Origin of the sequence: Brevundimonas sp., assembly GCF_036677305.1 — a bacterium.
In the GTDB taxonomy this organism is placed as follows: domain Bacteria; phylum Pseudomonadota; class Alphaproteobacteria; order Caulobacterales; family Caulobacteraceae; genus Brevundimonas.
In genome coordinates, this window is sequence record NZ_JAKFEB010000129.1 from 17,795 (window position 1) to 38,933 (window position 21,139).

Sequence of the window (21,139 nt, forward strand, 5' to 3'; positions counted from 1 at the left end):
CGCAACCGAGGGGATTTCACATGCTGACCGCACTGCTCGCCGCCGCCCTGATACAGACCGCGCCCGCCACGCCGGACCTGTCATTGATGGCCGGCTACTGGCTGGACTGTTCAGGCGGACGCGAGGTCTCCGAAACCTGGAGCGATCCGCGCGGCGGCCTCAGCGTCGGCCACGCCGTCACCATCGAGGACGGCCGCCCCTCGTTCGAGGTCTCGCACATCGGCCCGACGCCGCAGGGCTTCGCCTATGTCGCCCAGCCCGGCGGCGTCCCGCCCACCGTCTTCGTGCTCGCCGAGAGCGGCCCGACGCGGGCGGTGTTCGCCAACGCCGAAAACGACTTCCCGACGCGCGTCGTCTACGAGCGCGACGGCGAAGCCCTCACGGCCCGGATCGAGGGCGAGATCGACGGGCAGGCGCGCAGCATGGAATGGAATTTCCGCGCCGCGCCGCTGAATACGCGCTGCCCTGCCTGACGGCCTAGCTGCGGGTCCAGCCCTTGCCCGCCATGCAGTCGCGGAAGGCGTCGCTGTGCTGGCCGTGGCGGGTCGAGGCGCGGCATTCGTCGCGCGCGGCGTCGAACGGCTGGGCGTTCTCGCCGTGCCAGGCCATATCGTCATCGTCAGCGTCGATCACGGTGACGCAGGCCGAGGTCATCAGGCTGGCGGACAGGGCGGCGAGGATCAGAAGGTGTTTCATTGGGGGGCTCCGTTTCGAACCTCTCAATTCACCCAAGCTCGGCCGTTGTCCCGTTACATCCGGGCAAGGTGGATGAATTCGCGGTAAGCCGGCTCAGGCCTCGGCGGCGGCTTTCAGCGCCTCGGCGACGGCGTCCACGGAATGGCGCAGCTGGGCGCGGCGCCTGTCGAAGAACATCTCGCCCCGCAGGCCCGAGAAGATGAAACCGTTGGAGACGATGCAGGCGTTGGGTTCGTCCAGCCGCTGGATCTCGAAATAGCGCGTCGAGCGGAACCACAGGCCGCGCGCCTCGGTCCAGACCAGTTGGGAATAGGGCTCCCACTCGCCGACCCGCGCCGAGACCCGGCGCTCGGGCAGGCCCTCGATCGTCTCCGTCAGGGTGATGCCGGCCCCGAAGGCGATGGCGCCCTCCACGCCTTTCTCGATCGGGTTCCAGCGATCCCAGTACGACAGGTCGGCGATCAGGCCCCAGATGTGTTCGGGCGTGGCGCGGACGCCGATGCGGCGTTCGATGCGGGCGGTTTCCATGGCTTCGATCTGCCACGGCTTTCGGACCGAGAAAAGGCCGGCCTCAGCGGTTGCCTTCCGGACCGGGCTGGGACGCGGGCGGGGTGTCGGACGACGGGGTCTCGTCGCGGTCGGGCAGGTCCGGCGGTCCGGTCCGCAACCGGGCGCTGACGAAGCACAGGCCGGTGGCGGCGATCAGCAGGACGGCGTTGGCGAGGAAGGGGCCCGGCTCGGCCACTTCATAGAGGGCGACGCCGATCACCGGCGGGGCGAGGAAGCTGAGACCGGCCAGCGACATCATCAGCCCGGCGATCGCGCCCTGCTCATGCGGCTCCACCGACAGGGACGAGCCGGCGGTGAAGCCCGGCCGGGCGAAGCCGACGCCCATCGACACCACGGCGTAGCCGACGACCACGCCATAATATCCCGGCGCGGCGATGCTCATCAGATTGCCCAGCAGCGCCAGGGCGGCGCCCCAGCGCATCAGGTCGCGCGGCTGCAGCTTGAGCAGCGGGATCAGCCCCCACTGCGCCATGAGGGTGGCGGCGGCGCCGGCCAGCATGGCGATGCCGATGAAGGGCTGGGCGGCGCGCGCGGCGACGCCGGTCGCGCCCAGCTCGTCGATGATGTGGAAGCCCAGCACCGAGATGTTGATGGCCTGGGCCCCGGTGACCAGCAGGCCGTACAGCAGATAGTCGCGCACGCGAGGGTCGCGCCAGAGTCCCTTGGCGATCACGTCGCGGTGGCCGCTGGGCGAGGGAACGCGCACGACCTCGCCGCTGGGCAGGCGGCGCCAGACGATGAAGAGCACCACAGCGCCGAACAGGGCGAAGGCGTACATGGGACCCGCCAGTCCCACGAGCGGCAGGACGAAGAAGGGAGCCAGGGCCGGGCCGATAACCGTCCCAAGGCCCTGCGCCGAAGCCAGCAGGGCCATGGCCGGGGTGCGCTGTTCCGGGGTGGTGCGGTCGGCGACATAGGCCTGCGATGCGATAGGGGCGGCCGAGCCGAACACGCCATAGATGGTGCGGGCCACCGCCATCAGGGCGAAGGCCATGCCCGCGCCCAGCCACTGCTCCAGCCCCGAGGTCGCGGCGAGGCCGAAGCCCGTCATCGAGACGACGAAGCCGGACAGGCCGATCAGCATCACGCGCTTGCGGCCCAGGTTGTCGGACAGCCGCGCCCAGAACGGCGAGGCGATGGTCCACATCAGGGCCGAGATGGCGAAGGCGCTGGCGACCAGGGTGTCGGACAGGCGGAACTCGCGTCCGATCGCCGGCAGAACAGACTGCAGCGCCATATTGCCCGCCGCCGCGATCAGACTGACGGCGAACAGGATGGCGAAGGCGGGCGAGCGGAGGTTCACGGGCTCAACCTAGACGGCCAGAGGGGCGGGGTCACCCGTCGCCGACGATTGTCAGGGACGGTTTCAGGCGGCGGCCGTCGTCGAGACCCAGACGCGCCTTGATCTCGAACAGATCGGCCCCGGGACGGACGATCAGCAACGCCTTGGGCCGCGCCATGTTCACCGCGATCACAGCATTCTTCGGACAGATGTCGAAACAGTCGGTCTCCTTGACCACCAGTTCGGCCTTCCTGCCCTTCCCCGCCTTCAGATATTTGCGCAGGGCCTTCTTCAGCGACCGGTCGCCGTCGGGACCGAAGCCCTCGCCATTCAGCTTCTTCGAGCATTTGCGGCAGACGAGCACGACGTCTTGCCACCGGGTCTTCGCAATCTTGATGGCCATGCCGCCAGTTTGCCCGGCGCACGCCCTTGCGCAAGGGCGGCGGCTTTGCGCACCTTGCGGCCGCAAGACATCGGGGACGCCATGACCATTCGCCGCCTGTTCGCCGCCTCCAGCCTCGCGCTGGCCCTGTCCGCCGGCCTGGCGCATGCCCAAGCGGGGCCGATCGCCATTGAGCGGGTCGAGGCGGCGGTGGCGGCGGAGACCCCGAAGGTCGTGGCCTGGCGGCGCGACATCCACGCCCATCCGGAACTCGGTTTCGCCGAGACCCGCACGGCGGCGATGGTCGCCGAGCATCTGCGCGCGCTGGGGATGGAGGTCCGCACGGGCGTGGGCAAGACCGGGGTGGTCGGCGTGCTCCGCGGGGGACGGCCCGGCCGGACCGTGGCCCTGCGCGCCGACATGGACGCCCTGCCGGTGCTGGAGGCGACGGGCCTGCCGTTCGCCTCGACCGCGACCGGGACCTATATGGGCGCGACCGTGCCGGTGGCCCACGCCTGCGGCCATGACGCCCACATCGCCATGCTGATGGGCGCGGCCGAGGTTCTGGCCGGGATGAAGGCCGACATCGCCGGGACCATCGTCTTCATCTTCCAGCCGGCCGAGGAGGGGGCGCCTCCGGGAGAGCCCAAGGGCGGCGCCGCCCTGATGATCGAGGAGGGGGCGCTGGAGAACCCGCGGCCCGACGCCATCTTCGGCCTGCATGTGGTGCCCGGACGGCCCGGCACGGTCTTCTATCGTCCGCAGGGCTTCATGGCCGCCTCGGACCGGATCGACATCGTCCTGCACGGCCGCCAGACGCACGGCGCCTGGCCGTGGAAGGGGGTCGACGTCATCGCCGTCTCGGCCCAGATCATCCAGACGATCAACACCCTGACGGCGCGGACCATCGATCCGACCACGACGCCGACGGTCTTCACCATCGCCACGGTGGACGCGGGCGTGCGCTATAACATCATCCCCGACGAGGCCAGGCTGTCGGGCACCCTGCGCACCTTCGACATCGCCCAGCGCGACGACCTGGTGCGGCGCGCCGGCGTGGGCATCGACAATGTCGCCGAGACCTTCGGCGCCACAGCCGAATTCTCGGTCCGCCAGAACGCGGCGCTGGTCTTCAACAACGAGGAACTGTCGACCTGGCTGGCCCCGGTGCTGACCGAGGCGGCGGGCGCGGGGAACGTCAACGCAGCCGCGCCCCCGACGACGGTGGCCGAGGATTTCAGCTATCTGTCGCAGGTCGTGCCCGGCGTCTTCTATCATCTGGGCGGGTCGAAGGACGGGGTCGATCCCGCCACCTCGCCGCCCAATCATTCGCCCGGGTTCGACGTCAATGAATCGATCCTGCCGCTGGGCGTGAAGACCCATGTGCTGAGCGCCCTGCGGTTCCTGGAGCGGCCCGCGCCCTGACCGGCAACCACGTTCCGCAACCTCCCGGCAAGGACGTCGGCGCATCCTCCTGCATCCTTCGAGGAGGCTGTGTTGAGAGAGTTGCCGGTACGGATGCCGCCCATGCGGCTTGAGCGGCGCGGCGGGCCGCTGCGGGAGATCTTCTTCTTTCTCGTCGCCTTCGGAGCGATGTTCGGAGCCGCCCTGCTCGGACTGGACCTGCTGATCTGAGGCTCAGGCCGCTTCGCCGGTGCGGATCCAGTCCGCGAGAACGTCATGCATCGCACGCGTCGCCGCCAGGCCGCCGGACGAAAGATCGAGCTGAACCTCCGAGGGCGCCACGTCGTCTGGCGACATTCCGAACTGGGCCCTGAACGCCTGGACGAAGCTGCGGCGGTCGGGAAAGCCGTTCCGCTGCCCGATCAGTTCGACGGACGGCGACAGGCCCCGGCGTCCCCTCAGCGCCGCGTAGGCCCGCGCCAGCCGCCTTCGCAGGACGTAGGTCCGGACCCCGCCCGCGCTCTCGAAGGCGCGATACAGGCTGGTGCGCGATACGCCGATCGCGACGGCCACGGTGGCGGCGCTCCAGCGTGCGTCCGGCGGTTGCGAGTCCAGCAGGGCCATGGCCCGCTCGCGGATCGTGCGATGGATGGCGTCGGCATGCCCGGGCGCGACCGATCGCTGATGGCCCAGAAAGCGTTCCGCTATGACGAAGGCGGCCTCGATGCCTGCGGACCCTTCCGCATCACTGAGTCGCCCGGCGACATCCGCCATCGTCAGCAGGTGGGAGGCGACCAGCCGTCCGCCTGCCGAGGAACCCGGCAGCACGAGGCCGTGGACCCCCCGCGCCAGCAGCCACCCCGGCACGGCGGCGCGCGGAATCATGACCGTCACCATGTCGATGGAGGACATGGAGGAGACGGATGGACGGGACAGGTCCCGGAACTGCACCGACCCGGCCTCGGCCCGCAGGGTCTCGCCGTCGCAGTCGCCGATGGTGTCGGTCAGGTTCACGATCACGCTGATGTGGTCGATGCCCGAGCGGCGAATGTGCTCCGCTTCGCGCGCGAGGGTCTGGGTGGAGGAATTGGCGCGGGCGATGATGGACGGGCCGAACAGGTGAGCCCGCGTCCGGCTGCTGAAACCCGAGCGGCCGTTGTCGGCCACGTCGCGCACCTCGCCCAGTTCGGCGAACGAGTCGCGATAGATTTCGAAGGCGTCCGGCTGACGCTCTGAGGAGACGGCCCACGAGACGCTGGGCGGTCGATCCTTGGGTGGAATGCTTACTGTCACGCTGGCAGCCTGTCATGCGCCGCCGTCGAACGCCATCCTCATGCTCTTTCGAAGAAGGTCCCGATCACGCGGCGATAGACCTCGGCCAGGGCCTCGATCTCGGCCACGGGTGCGCGTTCATCGATCTGGTGCATGGTCTGGCCGACCAGGCCCAGCTCCAGCACCGGGCACATGGCGCGGATGAAGCGGGCGTCCGAGGTGCCGCCGGTGGTCGAGGCCTCCGGCCGCCGTCCCGTCGCGGCCTGGACCGCGTCCTGCACCCCGTCGACGAAGGGGCCCGGCTCGGTGAGGAAGGCGTTGCCCGAGCACAGATGCTCCAGCTCGATGCGCAGGCCCGACGCCGCCTGGGCCTCGCCGGCCATGGCGTTCAGCCAGGCGATCAGGTCGTCGCCCGTATGGGTCGGGTTGAAGCGGATGTTCAGCCGCGCCTTCGCCTCGGCGGGAATGATGTTGGTCGCCGGGTTGCCGATGTCGATGGTGGTGATCTCGAGGTTCGACGGCGGGAACTCGGGGTAGCCGTCGTCCAGCCTGTGGTCGTCCAGCCGCGCCAGCAGCCTGGCCAGAACCGGCGCCGGATTGGCGGCGCGGTCGGGATAGGCGACGTGGCCCTGTTTGCCGTGGACGGTGATCCATGTGTTCAGCGAGCCGCGGCGGCCGACCTTGATCATGTCGCCCAGCGCCTGTGACGACGACGGCTCGCCGACGACGCAGGCGTCGATGACCTCGCCTTCGGCCATCAGGGTTTCGACCACGCGTTTGGTCCCGTGCAGGGCCGGTCCTTCCTCGTCGCCGGTGATGAGGAAGGAGAGGCTGCCGGGAACCTCGCCCTCGGCCAGAACGCGGGACACCGCCGCGACCCAGGCCGCGATGCCGCCCTTCATGTCGACGGCGCCGCGGCCGTAGAGAACGCCGTCCTTCACCTCGGCCTCGAACGGGCCCGAGGACCAGGCCTGCTCCGACCCCGTGGGCACGACGTCGGTGTGGCCGGCGAAGCAGAGGTTGGGGCCGGCGGTCCCGCGCCGCGCGTAGAGGTTCTCGATATTCTCGAACTTCATCCGTCGGCACTGGAAGCCCAGGCCGGTCAGGGCGCGCTCCAGCACATCCATCGCGCCCTCGTCCGCGGGGGTGACGGAAGGCCTGCGGATCAGGTCGCGGGTCAGTTCGACAGGATCGATAACGGGAGTTGATGCGACGCTCATAAGGCTGTGCTTTACGGGGTTCGGACGACTGCGAGAAGGCTTCTCCCCATGCCGAAGATCGACATCGACAGCGCGCCCACCGGACATGGGACCGGCTATCCCGAGGAATTCGCCGGCCCATGCAAGGCGCGCCGCCGCTGGAAGCTGGGCGATGCGGCCGGGCTGGACCAGTTCGGCGTCAACCTGCTGCACCTGTCCGCCGGCTCCTGGTCGAGCCAGAGGCACTGGCATGAGGGCGAGGACGAGTTCGTCTGGGTGATGTCGGGCGAGGTGGTGCTGGTCGAGGACGAGGGCGAGACCATCCTGCGCGCGGGCGACTGCGCGGGCTGGAAGGCGGGCGTGCCGAACGGCCACAAGATCGAGAACCGTTCGGACGCCGAGGCCGTTCTGCTGGAGGTCGGGACCCGCACGCCGGGCGGCGACCGCGGCGACTATCCCGACATCGACCTGACCTTCGGCCCGGGCGGCTATTTCCACCGCGACGGGACGCCCTATCCGAAAGTTGACCGGCGCACGTGACCGAAACCATCGAGACGACCGAACCGGTCCAGCCCACGCCGCCGCCGGGAGAGCCGTCCAGTCCATGGGCCATCCGCGACTTCCGCCTGTTGTGGGTCGGGCGGGTGGCGGCGGTGCTGGGCATCCAGATCCAGTCTTCGGCCCTGCTGTGGCAGGTCTATGAGATCGCCCGCCGCGACCATCCGATCGCCGAGGCCAGCCTGTATCTGGGCCTCGTCGGCCTGTGCCAGTTCCTGCCGCTGCTGGCCCTGACACTGCCCGCCGGAGCCATGGCCGACCGGCGAGACCGCAAGAACACCGTCACCATCTCGGTCATCGTCGAGGCCGCCTGCGCGATGGCCTTCCTCGCCATGGCGATCCACGGCCATCCGCCGCTGTGGGGCCTGCTGGCCGTGGCCGCGGTGTTCGGCGCGGCGCGCGCCTTCCTCGCCCCGGCCAGCCAGGCCTTCCTGCCGATGGTGGTCGGACGCCGCGCCCTGCCGCCCGCCATCGCGGCCCAGTCCATCGCCTTCCAGACCGGCGCCATCGCGGGCCCGGCGCTGGGCGGGGTGATCGTCGGACTGTCGGTGCCCCTGGCCTACGCCTCGGCGCTGGCGATGTTCGCCGTCGGCATCGGCAGCCTGCTGCTGATCCGCACCAGCGGAAAGCCCGCGCCCTCGCCGAACCGGATCTCGGCCGTGGCCCAGGTGAAGGAGGGGCTGGCCTATGTCTGGAACACGAAGATCGTCCTCGGCGCCATTTCGCTGGACCTGATCGTGGTGCTGCTGGCCGGGGTCGCCCTGCTGACGCCGATCTTCGCGCGCGACATCCTGCACGTCGGACCCGAGGGCTTCGGCCTGCTGCGCGCCTCGTTCGGGGCCGGAGCCCTGCTGATGGCGATGTATCTGAGCCGGTTCCCGATCGTGAAGCACGGCGGGCGTTGGATGTTCGCCGCCGTGGCCGTGTTCGGCCTGTGCACCCTGACCTTCGGCCTGTCGAAGACCGTCTGGCTGTCGGGCGCGGTCCTGTTCCTCGGCGGGGCGGCGGACATGATCAGCGTCAACATCCGCCAGACCCTGATCCAGCTGTCGACGCCCGACCACATGCGCGGCCGGGTCAGCTCGGTGTCCATGCTGTTCATCGGCGCCTCGAACGAACTGGGCGAGGCCTATTCGGGCGTGGCGGTGCGCTTCCTGGGTCCTATCGGCGCGGCGGTGTTCGGCGGGATCGGCGCCCTGACGGCGACCGGCCTCTGGGCGAAGCTGTTTCCCGATCTCAGGAAGGCGGACCGGCTCGACTGAGTGGCTGGTGACTGGTGGCTAGTGGCTGGCCACCGCCTGCGGAGCCGAACTGACCGCGCCGCCCTTCCGCCGAAAGCGAAAAAGAAAAACACTAGCCACTAGCCACTAGCCACTAGCCACTTCTCAGCCCCAGGGCCGGAAATGCTTCGACAGCTTCAGCCCCTGCCGCTGGTAGTGGCTGCCGCCCTCGCCATAGAGGCGGGTCGGGCGTTCCGTCAGGGGCTCATAGACCAGCCGGGCGACGATCTGGCCGTGCTCCAGCAGGAAGGGGGTGTCGTGGGTGCGGACCTCGAGCACGCCTTTTGAGCCCGCGCCGTGCGCCTCGTCGGTGCCGAAGCCCGGGTCGAAGAAGCCGGCGTAATGGACCCGGAACTCGCCGACCGAGGGATCGATGGGCGTCATCTCCGCGGCCTGATCGACCGGAATCTCGACGTCGTCGCTGGACGCCAGGATGTAGAACTCGCCCGGATCCAGCAGCAGTTCGCCGCGGCGCAGGGTCAGGGGCTCCCAGAAGTCGCGCGGGTCGTGGCCGTCGATATTGTCGAGGTCGATCACCCCGGCATGACGCCGGCCGCGGAAGCCGACGACGGCCCCGTCGCCGCCCTGAAGCTCGACGCCGACGCTGCGCGTCTCCAGCTTCGGCGGCTCGCCGGCCTTGAGGCGCAGCTGGTTCAGGCGGGTGCCGGGGCGGACCAGGATGGGGAAGGTCTGGGGCGAGATTTCCAGATACAGGGCCCCCTCATAACCCTCGGCCACGTCGTCGAAACTGACGCCGCGATCCGTCAGCAGGCGGACGAAGACGTCGACCCGGCCCGTCGAGCTCTTGGGGTTGGCGCGGGCGATCAGGCCCTTCGGCAGGCTGAGCCGCTCCTGCAGCCGGGCGATGTAGACGCAGCCGCGCTCCAGCACGACGCCGGCTGACAGGTCGATCCGGTGCATGGCCACGTCGGCGATCCGGTCCTCGACCGTGCGCCGGCCGGGCAGGAAGGAGGCGCGCACGCGCCAGGCTTCATCGGACAGGCGCAGGTCCAGACTGGCCGGCTGCACCTGATCGGCGTCGAAGGGGGTGTCCGAAGCGATCGCGCCGCCGGCGATCAGGGCCTCGATGGACTGGCAGGGCAGGATGCCCGGGGTGGTGGATTCGAAGGTCTGCATGTGTTCGGCTTACACGATTTTTCGCCGCGTCTCCCCTCCCGCGCGACGTACGGTCCCGCTTGACGTGAGCGAGGGTTGCACGACCATTGCCGAATGCATGACGCCCGCGCCTATGAAGCCGAAACCGACGGGATCCTGGTCCGCGTGCGACCCAGCTATCTGGCGGGACAGTCGGATCCCGAGGGCGGGCGCTGGGTCTGGGCCTACCAGGTCGAGATCGTGAACCTGAGCGGCGTGCCGGTGCAGCTGACGGCGCGGCGCTGGGTCATCACCGACGCCCTGGGTCATGTCGAGGAGGTGCGCGGCGCCGGCGTGGTCGGCGAGCAGCCGACGATCCTGCCGGGCGACAGCTATTCCTACGCCTCGGGCTGCCCCTTGGGCACCGCCTCGGGCTCGATGGTCGGCGGCTATTCCATGACGGATGACGCGGGTCGCACCTTCGAGGTCGCCATCCCGGCCTTCAGCCTCGACGTGCCGGGCGACCGCCGGGTGCTGAACTGAATGGCTGGTGGTTAGTGGCTAGCCACTGAGCTCCGCGTAGCGGAGCGGGCGGGGTGAGGGGCTGCGTCAACCCGGAAAAGCGCAGCCCCGCCCCAGCGTTCATGGCCGCATGCGGATGCGGCCATGAGGCGGAGGGCGGCTCTCTAGGAGCCTATGATGACAGCCGTGTGGCTGAATGGGGTCAGATGTAGCGCCGCAGCGAACGGGCCAGATCGGTCGCTCCGCCGCGCTTGACCTGCGGCTGGTAGGCGACGCGGGCGTGCTCGACGCAATAGACGCCTTCCGAGGAACGGCGGCCGCAGAAGCTGAACTCGTTCGAGGACGGGTCGCCGATCGGCCATTTGCACATATGGGCGCCCAGGGTCATCACCGTGGCGGTGCCGGGCAGGTCGGGCATGGGCGCCGGAACCGACTGGGCCGCGACGACGGCGCGCGGCTGGACCGCCTCGATGCGGCGCGGGGCCGACGGGGCCTGGGTCGGTTGCGCGGGGCGCGGACGCGACGGGCGGAAGGTGGCGCGCGCCGGCTGCGACGGGGCGGCCCGGCCCGACAGGCCCAGGCGGTGAACCTTGCCGATGACGGCGTTGCGGGTGACGCCGCCGCCCAGCTGCTTGGCGATCTGGCTGGCCGACTGGCCTTCGAGCCAGAGTTTCTTCAGCGCGCCGACGCGGTCTTCAGTCCAGCCTGCGGTCATAGCCAACCCTCCGGGTCTCGGATTCAATATATGGGGTCCAGACGTCCCTCCCGGGGCCTCGACCTACCACTAATCGTAAACGACCCCCTAACAGACGCAAGATGTGCGAATCAGTCCGTCCACAGGAACCAGATGTAGAGATGGTTAACAGCTGCGGGGTTTGGCGGATGAAAGCGGCTAGTGGCTAGTGATGAGTGGTCGTCGCGCCTTCGCTGGCGGGCGCGGTTCGTACGGCTGCGCCCCTGCCGGCCAGCCACTAGCCACTTGCATCCCACGGCCCCGCGCCGCATCTCCCCGTCCATGACCGATCTCCCCTCGACCCGACCCGCCGGCCTGCCGCAGCCCCGGAGCTACAACGGCGTCAACTGGATCGGGGTCAGGACCCTGTACCTGCGCGAGGTGCGGCGGTTCTGGAAGGTCGGCGCCCAGACCGTGGCGGGACCGGTGGTGACCACCCTGCTGTACATGCTGGTCTTCGTGGTCGCCCTGAGAGGGACGCGTCCGCCACTGCACGGCACGCCCTTCGCCGACTTCGTGGCGCCGGGCCTGATCATGATGGCCATGCTGAACAACGCCTTCGCCAACGCCTCGTCCAGCCTGATCCAGGCCAAGGTGATGAATACGGCGACCGACTTCCTGACCCCGCCGCTCAGCCCGCTTGAGCTGACCATCGGCTTCTCACTGGGCGCGGCGACGCGGGGCCTGGTGGTCGGGATCGTGACCGCGATCTGCGTCATGCCGTTCGCGAGGCTGGAAGTCGCCAACCTCGGCGCCATCGTCTGGTTCGGCCTGCTGGCCTGTCTGATCATGGGCATGCTGGGCGTCTTCGCCGGCCTGTGGGCGCAGAAATTCGACCAGCTGGCCGCGGTGCAGAATTTCGTCATCATGCCGATGACCTTCCTGAGCGGCACCTTCTACCTGGTCGAGAACCTGCCGGAGCCGTTCTCGACCATCAGCCATTTCAACCCCTTCTTCTATCTGATCGACGGCTTCCGGGCCGGCTTCATCGGCACGCAGAACGCCGAGGGCAACCTGCTGATCGGCGCGGTCATGAGCGGCCTGTTGACCGTGGTCATGGCCTGGGCCTGCTGGCTGGTCTTCCGCTCGGGCTGGCGGCTGAAGAGCTGACTCAGAAGTAAGGTGCGCCGCCCCTCGGGTCGCGCTAGCCATGGCGCCTCGCCTCAAGGGGATTCCATGCTGTTCCGTTCGCTCGCCGCCGCCGCGACCCTGCTCGCCGTCTCCGCGCCGGTCTCGGCGCAGGACCTCGACCTGCGCGCCCAGGTCGCCGCCTTCATCCAGCCGACCAACGCCGCCCGCACCGATGTCGTGGTCGCCCAGCTGCGCGCAGCCGGCTTCGAACCCGTCGTCGAGACCTTCGTCGGCGGCACGGAGCGGACCGGCGCGATGGAGGGCCGCAACGTCGTCGTCACCTTCGGCGAGGGCGAGCGCGAAATCCTGCTGACCGCCCACTATGACGCCGTGAAGCTGCGCGACGGGACGATGTCGCACGGCGTGGTCGACAACGCGGCTTCGGTGGTCGGGGTCATCGAGGCGGCGAAGATCCTGCGGACGAAGACGCTCACCCATCGCATCCGCGTCATCCTGTTCGACCAGGAGGAACTGGGGCTGATCGGCGCGCGCAAATGGATCGAGGCGCACGGCCTGACGAATGTCGCCGCCGTGGTGAACTCGGACGTCGCCGCCTATGGCGACACGATGATGTACGGCCAGAACAACGGCGCCCAGTCGGCCGCCGTGACCCGCGCGGTGCAGGCGGTCTGTTCGGCCCGGGCCCTGCAGTGTGTGGGCTATCCCGAATACCCGCCCTCCGACGACCGCGCCTTCTCGGCCGCCGGCGCGCCGGTGGTGTCGCTGGGCTTCCAGGACCAGGTCGGCGCCCACCAGATGTGGCTGGCCTTCAACGGCGGCGAGGCCAACGGCCTGGCCGAGGGCTTCGTCCCGCAGGTGTTCCGCCTCATCCACTCCAACGAGGACACGATAGAGCACGTCGATCCGGTCACGGTCCGGCTGGTCGGCGACACCTATGCGGCGGTGGTCGAACGGCTGGACGCCGATCTGGACGGTGTTGACTAACCCCGCCCTGCGTCCGACAAGGCCTGACCCTTTTTCAAGCGGTCCCGACGCTATCCGGCGCCGGGGCCGTCTCGCTTTTGGAGGCCTGCCCCGTGTCCACTGAACATCTGATGGGTGTCTACAACCGCGCGCCGCTGGAGGTGGATCGCGGACAGGGCGCGCGTCTGTGGGGCAAGGACGGGACCGAATACCTCGACTGCGTCATGGGCATTTCGACCAACGCCCTGGGCCACGCCAATCCGATCCTCGTCCAGGCGGTCAAGGACCAGGCCGAAAAGCTGTGGCACGTGTCCAACATCTTCAAGATTCCGGGGCAGGAGGCCCTGGCAGACGCCCTGTGCGAGAAGTCTTTCGCGGATGTGGTCTTCTTCACCAACTCGGGCACGGAAGCCGTCGAGTGCGCGCTGAAGACGGCGCGCCGCCACCATGTCGCCAACGGCCAGCCCGAGCGGATCGACATCTACGGCTTCGACGGTTCGTTCCACGGCCGGACCTATGGCGCGATCAACGCCGCCGCCAACCCCAGCTACACCGAAGGCTTCGGGCCGAAGATGGAAGGATTCCATCAGCTGGTCTGGGGCGACAAGGCGGCTCTGGAGGCTGCGTTCCGCAATCCGACGACCTGCGCCGTCATCCTGGAGCCCGTACAGGGCGAGGGCGGCTGCCGCGCCACGCCGGACGAGGACCTGCGCTGGATGCGCGAGATGGCCGACGAGAACGGCGTCCTGATCATCTTCGACGAGGTCCAGTGCGGCATGGGCCGGACCGGCAAGCTGTGGGCCCACGAATGGGCCGGCATGACGCCCGACATCATGGCCGTCGCCAAGGCCCTCGGCGGCGGCTTCCCCATCGGCGCCTGCCTGGCCACCTCGAATGCGGCCAAGGGCATGACGGTCGGCGTCCACGGCTCGACCTTCGGCGGCAACCCGCTGGCCATGGCCGTGGGTCAGGCGGCCTTCGCCGAGATCTCGAAGCCGGAGACGCTCGCCCACGTCAACGAGATCGCCGGCTATCTGAAGCAGCAACTGCACGGCCTGGCGCAGCGCTTCCCCGACGTGATCGTGGACGTGCGCGGCAAGGGCCTGCTGCTGGGCGTCAAACTGGTCCCCAACAACCGTGAATTCATGGGCTGGGCCCGCGATGAGCAGCATCTGCTGGTCGCCGGCGGCGGCGACAACTGCTGCCGCATCCTGCCGCCGCTGAACCTGACGCTGGAAGAGGCGCGCGAGGCGGTCGAACGGTTCGAGCGCACCTGCGAGTTCGCCCGCTCGAAGATGGCGACCTGATCATGGTCCGCCATTTCCTCGACATCCACCGGCTGGAAGCCGAAGAGCTTCGCGCCATCCTCGACGACGCCCACGCCCGCAAACACGCACGCAAGGGCTGGCCGAAGGGCCGGGTCGACGCCGACGCTCCGGCCAAGGACCGCGTCCTGGCCATGGTGTTCGAGAAGAATTCGACCCGCACCCGCTTCAGCTTCGACGCCGCCATCCGCCAGCTGGGCGGGGCCTCGATCATCGCCAACGCCGGCGACATGCAGCTGGGCCGCGGCGAGCCGGTCGAGGATACGGCCCGCGTCCTGTCGCGCATGGTCGATGCGGTGATGATCCGCGCCAACAGCCACGAGGACGTGGAGCGGTTCGCCCGCGTCTCGACCGTGCCGGTGATCAACGGCCTGACCGACCGCTCGCACCCATGCCAGATCCTGGCCGATCTGATGACGATCGAGGAGCATCGCGGCCCGATCGCCGGCAAGACGATCGCCTGGGTCGGCGACGGCAACAATGTCTGCCACAGCTTCATGCATGCGGCGCCGAAGCTGGGCTTCCATTTCAACGTCGCCTGCCCGGCCGACTACCACCCGGACCTCCACGATCTGGCCAAGGGCGGCAACCACGTCACCCTGACCAGCGACCCGCGCGAGGCCGTGGCCGGCGCGGACGTGGTCGTGACCGACACCTGGGTGTCGATGGGCGACGGCGACTACGAGGCCCGTCTGGAAGCCTTCGAGGGCTATGGCGTCGACGACAGCCTGATGGCCGGCGCGTCCAGCGACGCGGTCTTCCTGCACTGCCTCCCCGCCCACCGGGGCGAGGAGGTGACCGACGCCGTCATCGACGGGCCGAAGTCGCTGGTCTGGGACGAGGCCGAAAACCGCATCCACGCGCAGAAGGCCGTGCTGGCGTGGTGTTTCGCGGGTTGAGTCCCCGGGCGTCGAGACTGGCGGCGCTGGGCGGACTGCTCGGCGCCCTCGTCATGTTCGCCGGCGACATGCTCTTCTATGGCCAGTGGGCCAGCGGCGCGGCGGCCTATGCCGGATCCATGGGTGTCGTTGAGGGCCGGCCGATCTGGATGCTGATGCTCGGAGGTTTGCTAGGCCCGCTCGCGGGGATCGGCTACCTCTTCGGCCTGCTTCACGTCGTCCGACGCCTGCGGCCGGCGGGGCGCCTGCTTCAAGCTGCCGTCGGTTTCAGTCTGCTGGCTGTTTTCTCGATCGCCATGGCGACCCATTCAGTCTGGGGCGCCTTCGCGGTAGCGGCCGGCGCGAGACAGGCCGTCGGAACCTATCTGCAGCTGTTCTTCGTCGTCGGACAGATCGTCGCCGTTCCCGCATCCCTGCTTCTGCTGGGGGTGACGGCGATGGGTCGGACGACCTGGCCCCGCGCTACGGTGCTGGCGAATCCGGGGGTCCTCTATCTGGTGCTTGTGACCGCGACCTGGCTTCCGTCGCCGGTCGGTGCGGTCATCGTCGGTGGTGCGTTCAATCTCGCCTTCGCGTTCTTCTTCACCGTCAGCCTGGCGACGGATCGCGACGGCTGACCGCCGCGATCCGTCTATGGCCTAGTTCAGATTGACGTCAACGACCCCGCCCGCGTCCGGCAGGGTCTTCGTCACATTGGCCTTGGCGACCTCGTAGAAGAATTTGAAGAAGCCGCCCTCGTTCACCCAGATGCGGCCGTCGTCGGCGTCGAACTGCAGGATGGTCAGGTGCGGGTCGTCCTTGCCCTCGGGATACCAGGCGGCGAGGATCGGGTTCCAGTAGCGGTCGATGATCTCGCGGTCCTGGCCGTGCACCGAAAGCTGGCCGTGGATGCAGGCCCAGACGTTCTGGTCCTTTGAGCCGTAGTGGAACATGGCGCTCTGGCCGCCGCCGACCGCGGCGTCCTTCGCCAGATCGGTGTCGTCGCGGGTGAAGAACCAGATGGTGCCGGTCTCTTCCTCACGGAAAGCCGTCATCGGCTGGGCGTGATAGCCGGGCTGGTCGAGTCCCAGCATGCCGGTGTTGGACTTCTTCAGGTGGTCCCAGAATGCGTCTTCGGCTTCTGCGGCTGTGAGGGTCTTGTCGCTCATGGGGAGGTCTCCTTGATCGTCGGGTTCGATCAGGAATGACCGGGCGGGAGCCGGGTTCCCCTCAGTACGGTCTTTGCGGCGCGCCCAGCAGTGCGCCCAGATGGACCACCAGAATGAACACTCCGGCGCCGGCCAGCAGCATGATCAGCCGCCAGGGCGCCATACGCACCCCGCCCCTCGGATCCCAGGGGCGGGCGCCGCGCCAGCCGGCGAAGACCGCCAGGGCGATGGCAGCGGCGGTCAGGGCCAGGGTCAGGGGCAAGTCCATCGGCGCGAAGTGGCGCGGACAGGCGATCCGCGCAAGACCGCAGACCTTTCCAACAGGTTAATCTTCACCGGTCGTTAACCTCCGCGGCGCGAGAATCCGGCTGGTGTCGGCGCTTTCCACAGGAAGATGGGCGGCCCACCATATCTTGGGGTTAACCACGCGTTTACACGCATGATCTTGGCGTCTAGCGTCCAACAAGTGGGTTGGGAGGCGAATCAGTGAGCGCAGCCGCGCCGTGGAGCGTGAAGGGCATCGAGCCCAAGGCGCGCGAGATCGCCAAGGACCTCGCCCGTCGCTCCGGCATGACGCTGGGCGAGTGGCTGAACACGATCATCATGGAAGACGGCGACGACGACGAGGGCGTCGTTCCGCTGTCGCGCCGTCCGCACGCCGCCGAGAGCTATGAGCGCCGCGGCCGCAGCCGGCGGATGGACGACGCCTACGGCGGCGCCGACAACCATCTGGACCGCCTGGCCGCCTCGATCGACGCCATCGCCGCCCGGCTGGAAGCCGCCGAGCGCCGCTCGACCATCGCCATCCAGGGCGTGGACCAGGCCGTCTCCGGTCTGGTGCGCCGCCTGGACAACCAGGACCAGAGCGACAAGGTCCACGTCCGCCGCATCGACGACATCGCCGAGGAACTGCGCGAGGGCCATCGCCGCCTGCGCCGGTTCGAGCAGGAGGTCGGCCCCCAGACGGCCGAGACCTTCGGCAAGGTCGAGACCACCCTGGGCGCTCTCGCCGGCCGCCTCTACGACATCGAGGAGCGGCAACGCACGGGCGCCAACGAACTGCGCCAGCGCATGGACGCGGTCGAAAAGGCCGCCGGTCCCGGCGTCGGCGCCGAGCTGCTGGCCCAGGTCGGCCAGCGCCTGGATCAGGCGCAGATCCGCACCACCGAGGCGCTGCGCGGGCTCGAGCGTTCGTTCGCCGGACTGGACCAGCGCCTGCGCGCCACCGAAGGCCGGGTCGAACCGGAAAGCGCCCGCGAGGCCGCCCGTTTCGAAAAGCTGGCCGAAACCCTGAGCCGTCAGGTCGAGGGCAACCGCGCCGAGATGATGCGGCGGCTCGACACCGCCGAGACCGAAGGCCGGATGGACCGCATCGAACGCGCCGTCCTCTCCATCGGCGACCAGGTCAAGTCGTCCGAAGAGCGTTCGGCCAAGGCCGTCGAGGCCATGGGCCGCGAGGTCCTGCGCATCGCCCAGAACCTGAACGGCCGGGTCCAGACCATCGAGGGCGCCGCGCCGCTGCAACTGGACGCCATCAGCCGCAAGGTCGAGAGCGACATGGGCCGGCTGGCCCAGGGACTTGAACAGCGTCTGACCGCCGCCGACGACCGCCACGCCCTGGCGCTGGAGAAGCTGGGCGGCGAGATCACCCGCATTTCCGACCGCCTCAGCGAACGGATCGCCCAGTCCGAGCGTCGCTCGCAGCAGGCGCTCGAGGACATCGGACGTCGGCTGGCCGACAGCTCCAGCAAGATCGAGCAGGGCTATGACCGCGCGTCCGGCGAACTGGCCGAGCGGATGCGACTGTCCGAAGAGCGGACCGCAGCCCTGATCGCCGAGGCGCGCGGCAATATCGAGCGCCGGGCCGAGCCCGCGCGTTCCGCCGCGACCGAACCCGACTGGCGCGCGGCCGCCTTCCCGGACGCGGCCTTCCCGGATGCGGGATTCGGCGAAACGGCCTTCGATGATCCGGTTTACGCCGAACAACAGGCCTGGTCGGCCGACCTTGCTCCGCCCGAGTCCCGGTCCACGGCTCCCGGCGGCGAGGCGCTGAGCGCCGACTCCATCTTCGACGCCGTCCTGCGCGGGCCCCGCATCGAACCCGAGACGCCCGCGGACACCACCCCGTTCGGCAGCCGGCCGGCGCCGCCGCCGACGGAAGCCGCGGCCGAACCCGCCTTCGCCCAGACCGTCGAGCCTTCGCCCGCCGCTCCTGCGCCGGAGCCGGCGTCGCCGCCGGCCGCCTTCGGCCAGGGCTTCGGCGGCGCCGACGTGTCGGATGCGCTGCAGGCCACGGCCCCGGCCTTCGACGCCGGCCCGGACGACTTCGCCGGCGAGACCGACTTCGTCGATCCCCGCGCCCTGCGCGCCGCGGCGGCCCAGGGACGCGCCTCCTCGACCCGTCAGGCGATCGACGCGGCCCGCGCGGCCATGGCTTCGCCGGAAGCGGTGGAGGCTCCGGCCCGGACCGGTTTCGGCCTCAAGAAGGGCGGCAAGTCCAAGCTGCAGGAGCGGCTCGACAAACAGGCCTCGCGCGGCGGCGGCACGGTCCGCAAGGCGCTGGGCGCCTCGGCCATCGCCGTCCTGCTGACGGGCGGCGGCGCCTACGCCACCGGCCAGCTCACCGGCTCCGGCCTGCACATTCCCGGCCTGACGGCGGCGCCCGAGGCGCAGCCCATCGCGGCCCTGGCCGTCCTCCCCGCCGCACCGACCCAGGGCGACCTGGAGCGCGGCGCCGACCTGTATCAGCAGGCGATCGAACTGCTGGACGCGGACGCCCCCAGCGGCGTCGACACCCTCAAACGCGCCGCCGCGACCGGCTACACCCCGGCCCAGCTGCATCTCGCCAGCCTTTACCAGGACGGAGCCAAGGGCGTGCCCGTCAACCTGCGCGAGGCCCGGGTCTGGGCTCGCCGCGCGGCGGACGGCGGCGACGCCAAGGGGATGCACGCCTATGGCATGTATCTGTTCGAAGGGGTCGGCGGCGCCCGGGACCAGGGCGAGGCGCTCGCCTGGCTCAGGAAGGCGGCCGAGCGCGGTCTGGTCGACAGCCAGTTCAACGTCGCCAAGCTGTACGAGACCGGCGACGAGGCCATCCAGCCCGACCCGGCCCAGGCCTACAAATGGTACCTGATCGCGGCGCGCGCGGGCGACGGCGACGCCCAGGCGGCGGTCGAGCGGCTGGACAAGACGATCGCCGCGGCGACCCGGACCCAGGTCCGCGCCGAGGCCGAGAAATTCCAGGTCGAACCGCTCGCCTGATACGGGACGGCCAAGCTTTTCACGCGCATCGGGTGGCGGCGTTCATCCGGTGGGTCTAGGACAACCAGACTTCCATCGTCGCCTATCCGGCGCCTGACTTCAGTTCCAGCCGAAGGCGCGTCCTTTGGATATCTATCTGCCAATCGCCGAGGTTTCGGTGAACTGGCCGCTCCTGGTTCTGCTGGGGGCGGTGGTCGGATTCGTGTCCGGACTGTTCGGCATCGGCGGCGGCTTCCTGATGGCCCCGGTCCTGATCTTCCTCGGCATCCCCCCGGCCGTCTCGGTCGCCAGCCAGGCCAGCCACGTCGTCGCCTCCTCGACCTCGGGCGTGATCAGCTACACCAGCCAGAAGGCGGTGGACTACAAGATCGGATGCCTGATGGCCGCCGGCGGGGTGCTGGGCGCGCTGCTCGGTGTCGAGCTGTTCCGCTACCTGCGCCTGCTGGGTCAGGCCGACCTCGTCGTGGCCCTGTCCTATCTGCTGCTGCTCGGCTCGGTCGGCTCCATGATGCTCTACGAGAGCCTCGGCCAGATCATGCGGCGGGTGCGCGGCGAGGCGGTGCCGCACAAGGAGCGCCGCCGGCCGCTGTGGCTGTACGGCCTGCCGCTGAAGATGCGGTTCCCGCGCTCGGGCCTCTACATCAGCGCCATTCCGCCCTTCGCTCTCGGCGGCTTCGTCGGCGTTCTCTCGGCCATCATGGGGGTGGGGGGCGGCTTCATCCTCGTTCCCGTCATGCTGTATGTCCTGCGCATGCGGGCCGGGGTGGTGGTGGGCACCAGCCTGTTCCAGATCATCATCGTCACCGCGATGACCACAATCCTGCAGGCCGGCCGCAACCAGACCGTCGACATCGTCCTGTCGACCCTGCTGCTCCTGGGCGGCGTCGTCGGGGCCCAGTACGGGGCCAAGCTGTCGGGCCGGTTCCGGGCCGAGGAGCTGCGGCTGCTGCTGGGCCTGATCGTTCTCGGGGTCGGCATCTATATGGGGCTGGAGCTGTTCGTCCGGCCATCCGATCTGTTCGCCTTTGCGCCGGGGGTGTCTCAATGATCGCCGCCCTGCCGCCCCCGCCGCCCGCCATCTCAGCGCCCGCGCCGGAGCGCTCGGTCGGCACCACGGACCAGGTCCGCGTCGCCGCCGCCCTGACCGACGCCCGGGTGATGGTCGACTCCAGTTTCCGCGGCGCCTCGATCGTCCTGTACGGCGCGGTCTTCAATCCGGGGGACCAGCCCGCCGACGTCGTCGTCGTCGTGCGCGGGCCGGACGGGCCCGTGCGTCTGGTCAAGAAGACGCGCAACACCGGCGTCTGGTTGAACAGCCGGCCCGTGCTGTTCGAAGGCGCGCCGGGTTTCTACATGACCGCCTCGACGCGGCCCCTGCCGGACATCGCCGATTTCGGCCAGTTGCGGCGGCTGGGCGTCGGGGTCGATCACCTGCGGATCAACGCGCCGCAGGAGAGC

Annotated in this window: 24 protein-coding genes; 14 read left to right on the top strand and 10 right to left on the bottom strand. The window is 69.4% G+C overall.

Annotated features, from left to right (window positions below; genetic code table 11):
- Positions 1 to 20: 20 nt before the first annotated feature.
- Positions 21 to 473: a DUF6265 family protein gene (locus V6M42_RS07650; protein ID WP_332678066.1), complete on the top strand. Its 453-nt coding sequence runs from the start codon at positions 21 to 23 to the stop codon at positions 471 to 473.
- A gap of 4 nt (positions 474 to 477) precedes the next feature.
- Here V6M42_RS07650 and V6M42_RS07655 read toward each other — a convergent pair whose 3' ends face one another.
- The 4 genes from V6M42_RS07655 to V6M42_RS07670 all read right to left on the bottom strand — a co-directional run bounded on the left by V6M42_RS07655 (position 478) and on the right by V6M42_RS07670 (position 2,951).
- The gene (locus tag V6M42_RS07655; RefSeq protein ID WP_332661112.1) at positions 478 to 696 is read right to left on the bottom strand and encodes a hypothetical protein; all 219 of its coding nucleotides are present in this window, start codon (positions 694 to 696) and stop codon (positions 478 to 480) included.
- A gap of 93 nt (positions 697 to 789) precedes the next feature.
- Positions 790 to 1,224, bottom strand: a complete 435-nt coding sequence (locus V6M42_RS07660) for an SRPBCC domain-containing protein (RefSeq protein ID WP_332661114.1) — start codon at positions 1,222 to 1,224, stop codon at positions 790 to 792.
- Positions 1,225 to 1,267: 43 nt separating this feature from the next.
- Complete coding sequence (locus V6M42_RS07665) at positions 1,268 to 2,569, bottom strand: MFS transporter (RefSeq protein WP_332678067.1); 1,302 nt, start codon at positions 2,567 to 2,569, stop codon at positions 1,268 to 1,270.
- A 31-nt stretch (positions 2,570 to 2,600) separates the two neighbouring features.
- A complete protein-coding gene (locus tag V6M42_RS07670; protein ID WP_332678068.1) occupies positions 2,601 to 2,951 on the bottom strand; it encodes a hypothetical protein in 351 nt (116 codons plus the stop codon).
- Positions 2,952 to 3,032: 81 nt separating this feature from the next.
- Here V6M42_RS07670 and V6M42_RS07675 point away from each other — a divergent pair, with 81 nt between their 5' ends.
- Together V6M42_RS07675 and V6M42_RS07680 are read left to right on the top strand one after the other, a co-directional pair.
- Positions 3,033 to 4,355, top strand: coding sequence for an amidohydrolase (locus tag V6M42_RS07675; protein ID WP_332678069.1), 1,323 nt, complete (start codon positions 3,033 to 3,035; stop codon positions 4,353 to 4,355).
- Positions 4,356 to 4,427: 72 nt separating this feature from the next.
- A complete protein-coding gene (locus V6M42_RS07680) occupies positions 4,428 to 4,565 on the top strand; it encodes a hypothetical protein (protein WP_332678070.1) in 138 nt (45 codons plus the stop codon).
- Between the two features lie 3 nt (positions 4,566 to 4,568).
- On the opposite strand, the gene V6M42_RS07685 is transcribed toward V6M42_RS07680, so the two are convergent.
- Together V6M42_RS07685 and dapE are read right to left on the bottom strand one after the other, a co-directional pair.
- Positions 4,569 to 5,627, bottom strand: coding sequence for a helix-turn-helix domain-containing protein (locus tag V6M42_RS07685; protein WP_332678071.1), 1,059 nt, complete (start codon positions 5,625 to 5,627; stop codon positions 4,569 to 4,571).
- A 38-nt stretch (positions 5,628 to 5,665) separates the two neighbouring features.
- Positions 5,666 to 6,826 carry a succinyl-diaminopimelate desuccinylase gene (gene dapE / locus V6M42_RS07690; protein WP_332678072.1) on the bottom strand — a complete coding sequence of 387 codons (1,161 nt, stop codon included), beginning with the start codon at positions 6,824 to 6,826 and terminating at the stop codon, positions 5,666 to 5,668.
- A 48-nt stretch (positions 6,827 to 6,874) separates the two neighbouring features.
- On the opposite strand from dapE, the gene V6M42_RS07695 reads away from it, so the two are divergent.
- Both V6M42_RS07695 and V6M42_RS07700 read left to right on the top strand, forming a co-directional pair.
- Entirely contained in the window at positions 6,875 to 7,345 is a 471-nt protein-coding gene (locus tag V6M42_RS07695; RefSeq protein ID WP_332678073.1) for a cupin domain-containing protein, read from the top strand.
- Positions 7,342 to 8,625, top strand: a complete 1,284-nt coding sequence (locus V6M42_RS07700; RefSeq protein WP_332678074.1) for an MFS transporter — start codon at positions 7,342 to 7,344, stop codon at positions 8,623 to 8,625. Before V6M42_RS07695 ends, V6M42_RS07700 begins: the two co-directional genes overlap by 4 nt.
- Before the next feature lie 123 nt (positions 8,626 to 8,748).
- Here the strand turns inward: V6M42_RS07700 and V6M42_RS07705 are convergent, their stop codons facing one another.
- Positions 8,749 to 9,780 (bottom strand): 2'-deoxycytidine 5'-triphosphate deaminase, encoded by a 1,032-nt coding sequence (locus V6M42_RS07705; protein WP_332661129.1) that lies wholly within the window; start codon positions 9,778 to 9,780, stop codon positions 8,749 to 8,751.
- A 93-nt stretch (positions 9,781 to 9,873) separates the two neighbouring features.
- Between V6M42_RS07705 and apaG the strand changes: the two genes are divergently transcribed.
- On the top strand, positions 9,874 to 10,281 hold the full coding sequence (gene apaG / locus V6M42_RS07710) for a Co2+/Mg2+ efflux protein ApaG (protein ID WP_332661130.1): 408 nt from the start codon (positions 9,874 to 9,876) through the stop codon (positions 10,279 to 10,281).
- 181 nt (positions 10,282 to 10,462) lie between these two features.
- On the opposite strand, the gene gcrA is transcribed toward apaG, so the two are convergent.
- Entirely contained in the window at positions 10,463 to 10,975 is a 513-nt protein-coding gene (gene gcrA, locus V6M42_RS07715; RefSeq protein ID WP_332661131.1) for a cell cycle sigma 70 cofactor GcrA, read from the bottom strand.
- 300 nt (positions 10,976 to 11,275) lie between these two features.
- Here gcrA and V6M42_RS07720 point away from each other — a divergent pair, with 300 nt between their 5' ends.
- The 5 genes from V6M42_RS07720 to V6M42_RS07740 all read left to right on the top strand — a co-directional run bounded on the left by V6M42_RS07720 (position 11,276) and on the right by V6M42_RS07740 (position 15,889).
- Complete coding sequence (locus tag V6M42_RS07720; protein ID WP_332678075.1) at positions 11,276 to 12,103, top strand: ABC transporter permease; 828 nt, start codon at positions 11,276 to 11,278, stop codon at positions 12,101 to 12,103.
- 66 nt (positions 12,104 to 12,169) lie between these two features.
- Positions 12,170 to 13,069, top strand: a complete 900-nt coding sequence (locus V6M42_RS07725; RefSeq protein WP_332678076.1) for a M28 family metallopeptidase — start codon at positions 12,170 to 12,172, stop codon at positions 13,067 to 13,069.
- A 92-nt stretch (positions 13,070 to 13,161) separates the two neighbouring features.
- Entirely contained in the window at positions 13,162 to 14,355 is a 1,194-nt protein-coding gene (locus V6M42_RS07730) for an aspartate aminotransferase family protein (protein WP_332678077.1), read from the top strand.
- A gap of 2 nt (positions 14,356 to 14,357) precedes the next feature.
- Complete coding sequence (gene argF, locus V6M42_RS07735; protein WP_442880938.1) at positions 14,358 to 15,272, top strand: ornithine carbamoyltransferase; 915 nt, start codon at positions 14,358 to 14,360, stop codon at positions 15,270 to 15,272.
- 53 nt (positions 15,273 to 15,325) lie between these two features.
- A complete protein-coding gene (locus V6M42_RS07740) occupies positions 15,326 to 15,889 on the top strand; it encodes a hypothetical protein (RefSeq protein WP_332678078.1) in 564 nt (187 codons plus the stop codon).
- Between the two features lie 21 nt (positions 15,890 to 15,910).
- Here the strand turns inward: V6M42_RS07740 and V6M42_RS07745 are convergent, their stop codons facing one another.
- Both V6M42_RS07745 and V6M42_RS07750 read right to left on the bottom strand, forming a co-directional pair.
- Positions 15,911 to 16,420, bottom strand: coding sequence for a pyridoxamine 5'-phosphate oxidase family protein (locus V6M42_RS07745; protein WP_332678079.1), 510 nt, complete (start codon positions 16,418 to 16,420; stop codon positions 15,911 to 15,913).
- Positions 16,421 to 16,481: 61 nt separating this feature from the next.
- Positions 16,482 to 16,688: a hypothetical protein gene (locus V6M42_RS07750; RefSeq protein WP_332678080.1), complete on the bottom strand. Its 207-nt coding sequence runs from the start codon at positions 16,686 to 16,688 to the stop codon at positions 16,482 to 16,484.
- 218 nt (positions 16,689 to 16,906) lie between these two features.
- Between V6M42_RS07750 and V6M42_RS07755 the strand changes: the two genes are divergently transcribed.
- From V6M42_RS07755 to V6M42_RS07765, 3 genes are all read left to right on the top strand, one after another.
- Positions 16,907 to 19,681, top strand: coding sequence for an SEL1-like repeat protein (locus V6M42_RS07755; RefSeq protein ID WP_332678081.1), 2,775 nt, complete (start codon positions 16,907 to 16,909; stop codon positions 19,679 to 19,681).
- A gap of 124 nt (positions 19,682 to 19,805) precedes the next feature.
- Positions 19,806 to 20,729 carry a sulfite exporter TauE/SafE family protein gene (locus V6M42_RS07760; protein ID WP_332659668.1) on the top strand — a complete coding sequence of 308 codons (924 nt, stop codon included), beginning with the start codon at positions 19,806 to 19,808 and terminating at the stop codon, positions 20,727 to 20,729.
- On the top strand, positions 20,726 to 21,139 hold a 414-nt coding region (locus V6M42_RS07765), incomplete at its 3' end, for a TIGR02186 family protein (RefSeq protein ID WP_332678082.1). The genes V6M42_RS07760 and V6M42_RS07765, both read left to right, overlap by 4 nt.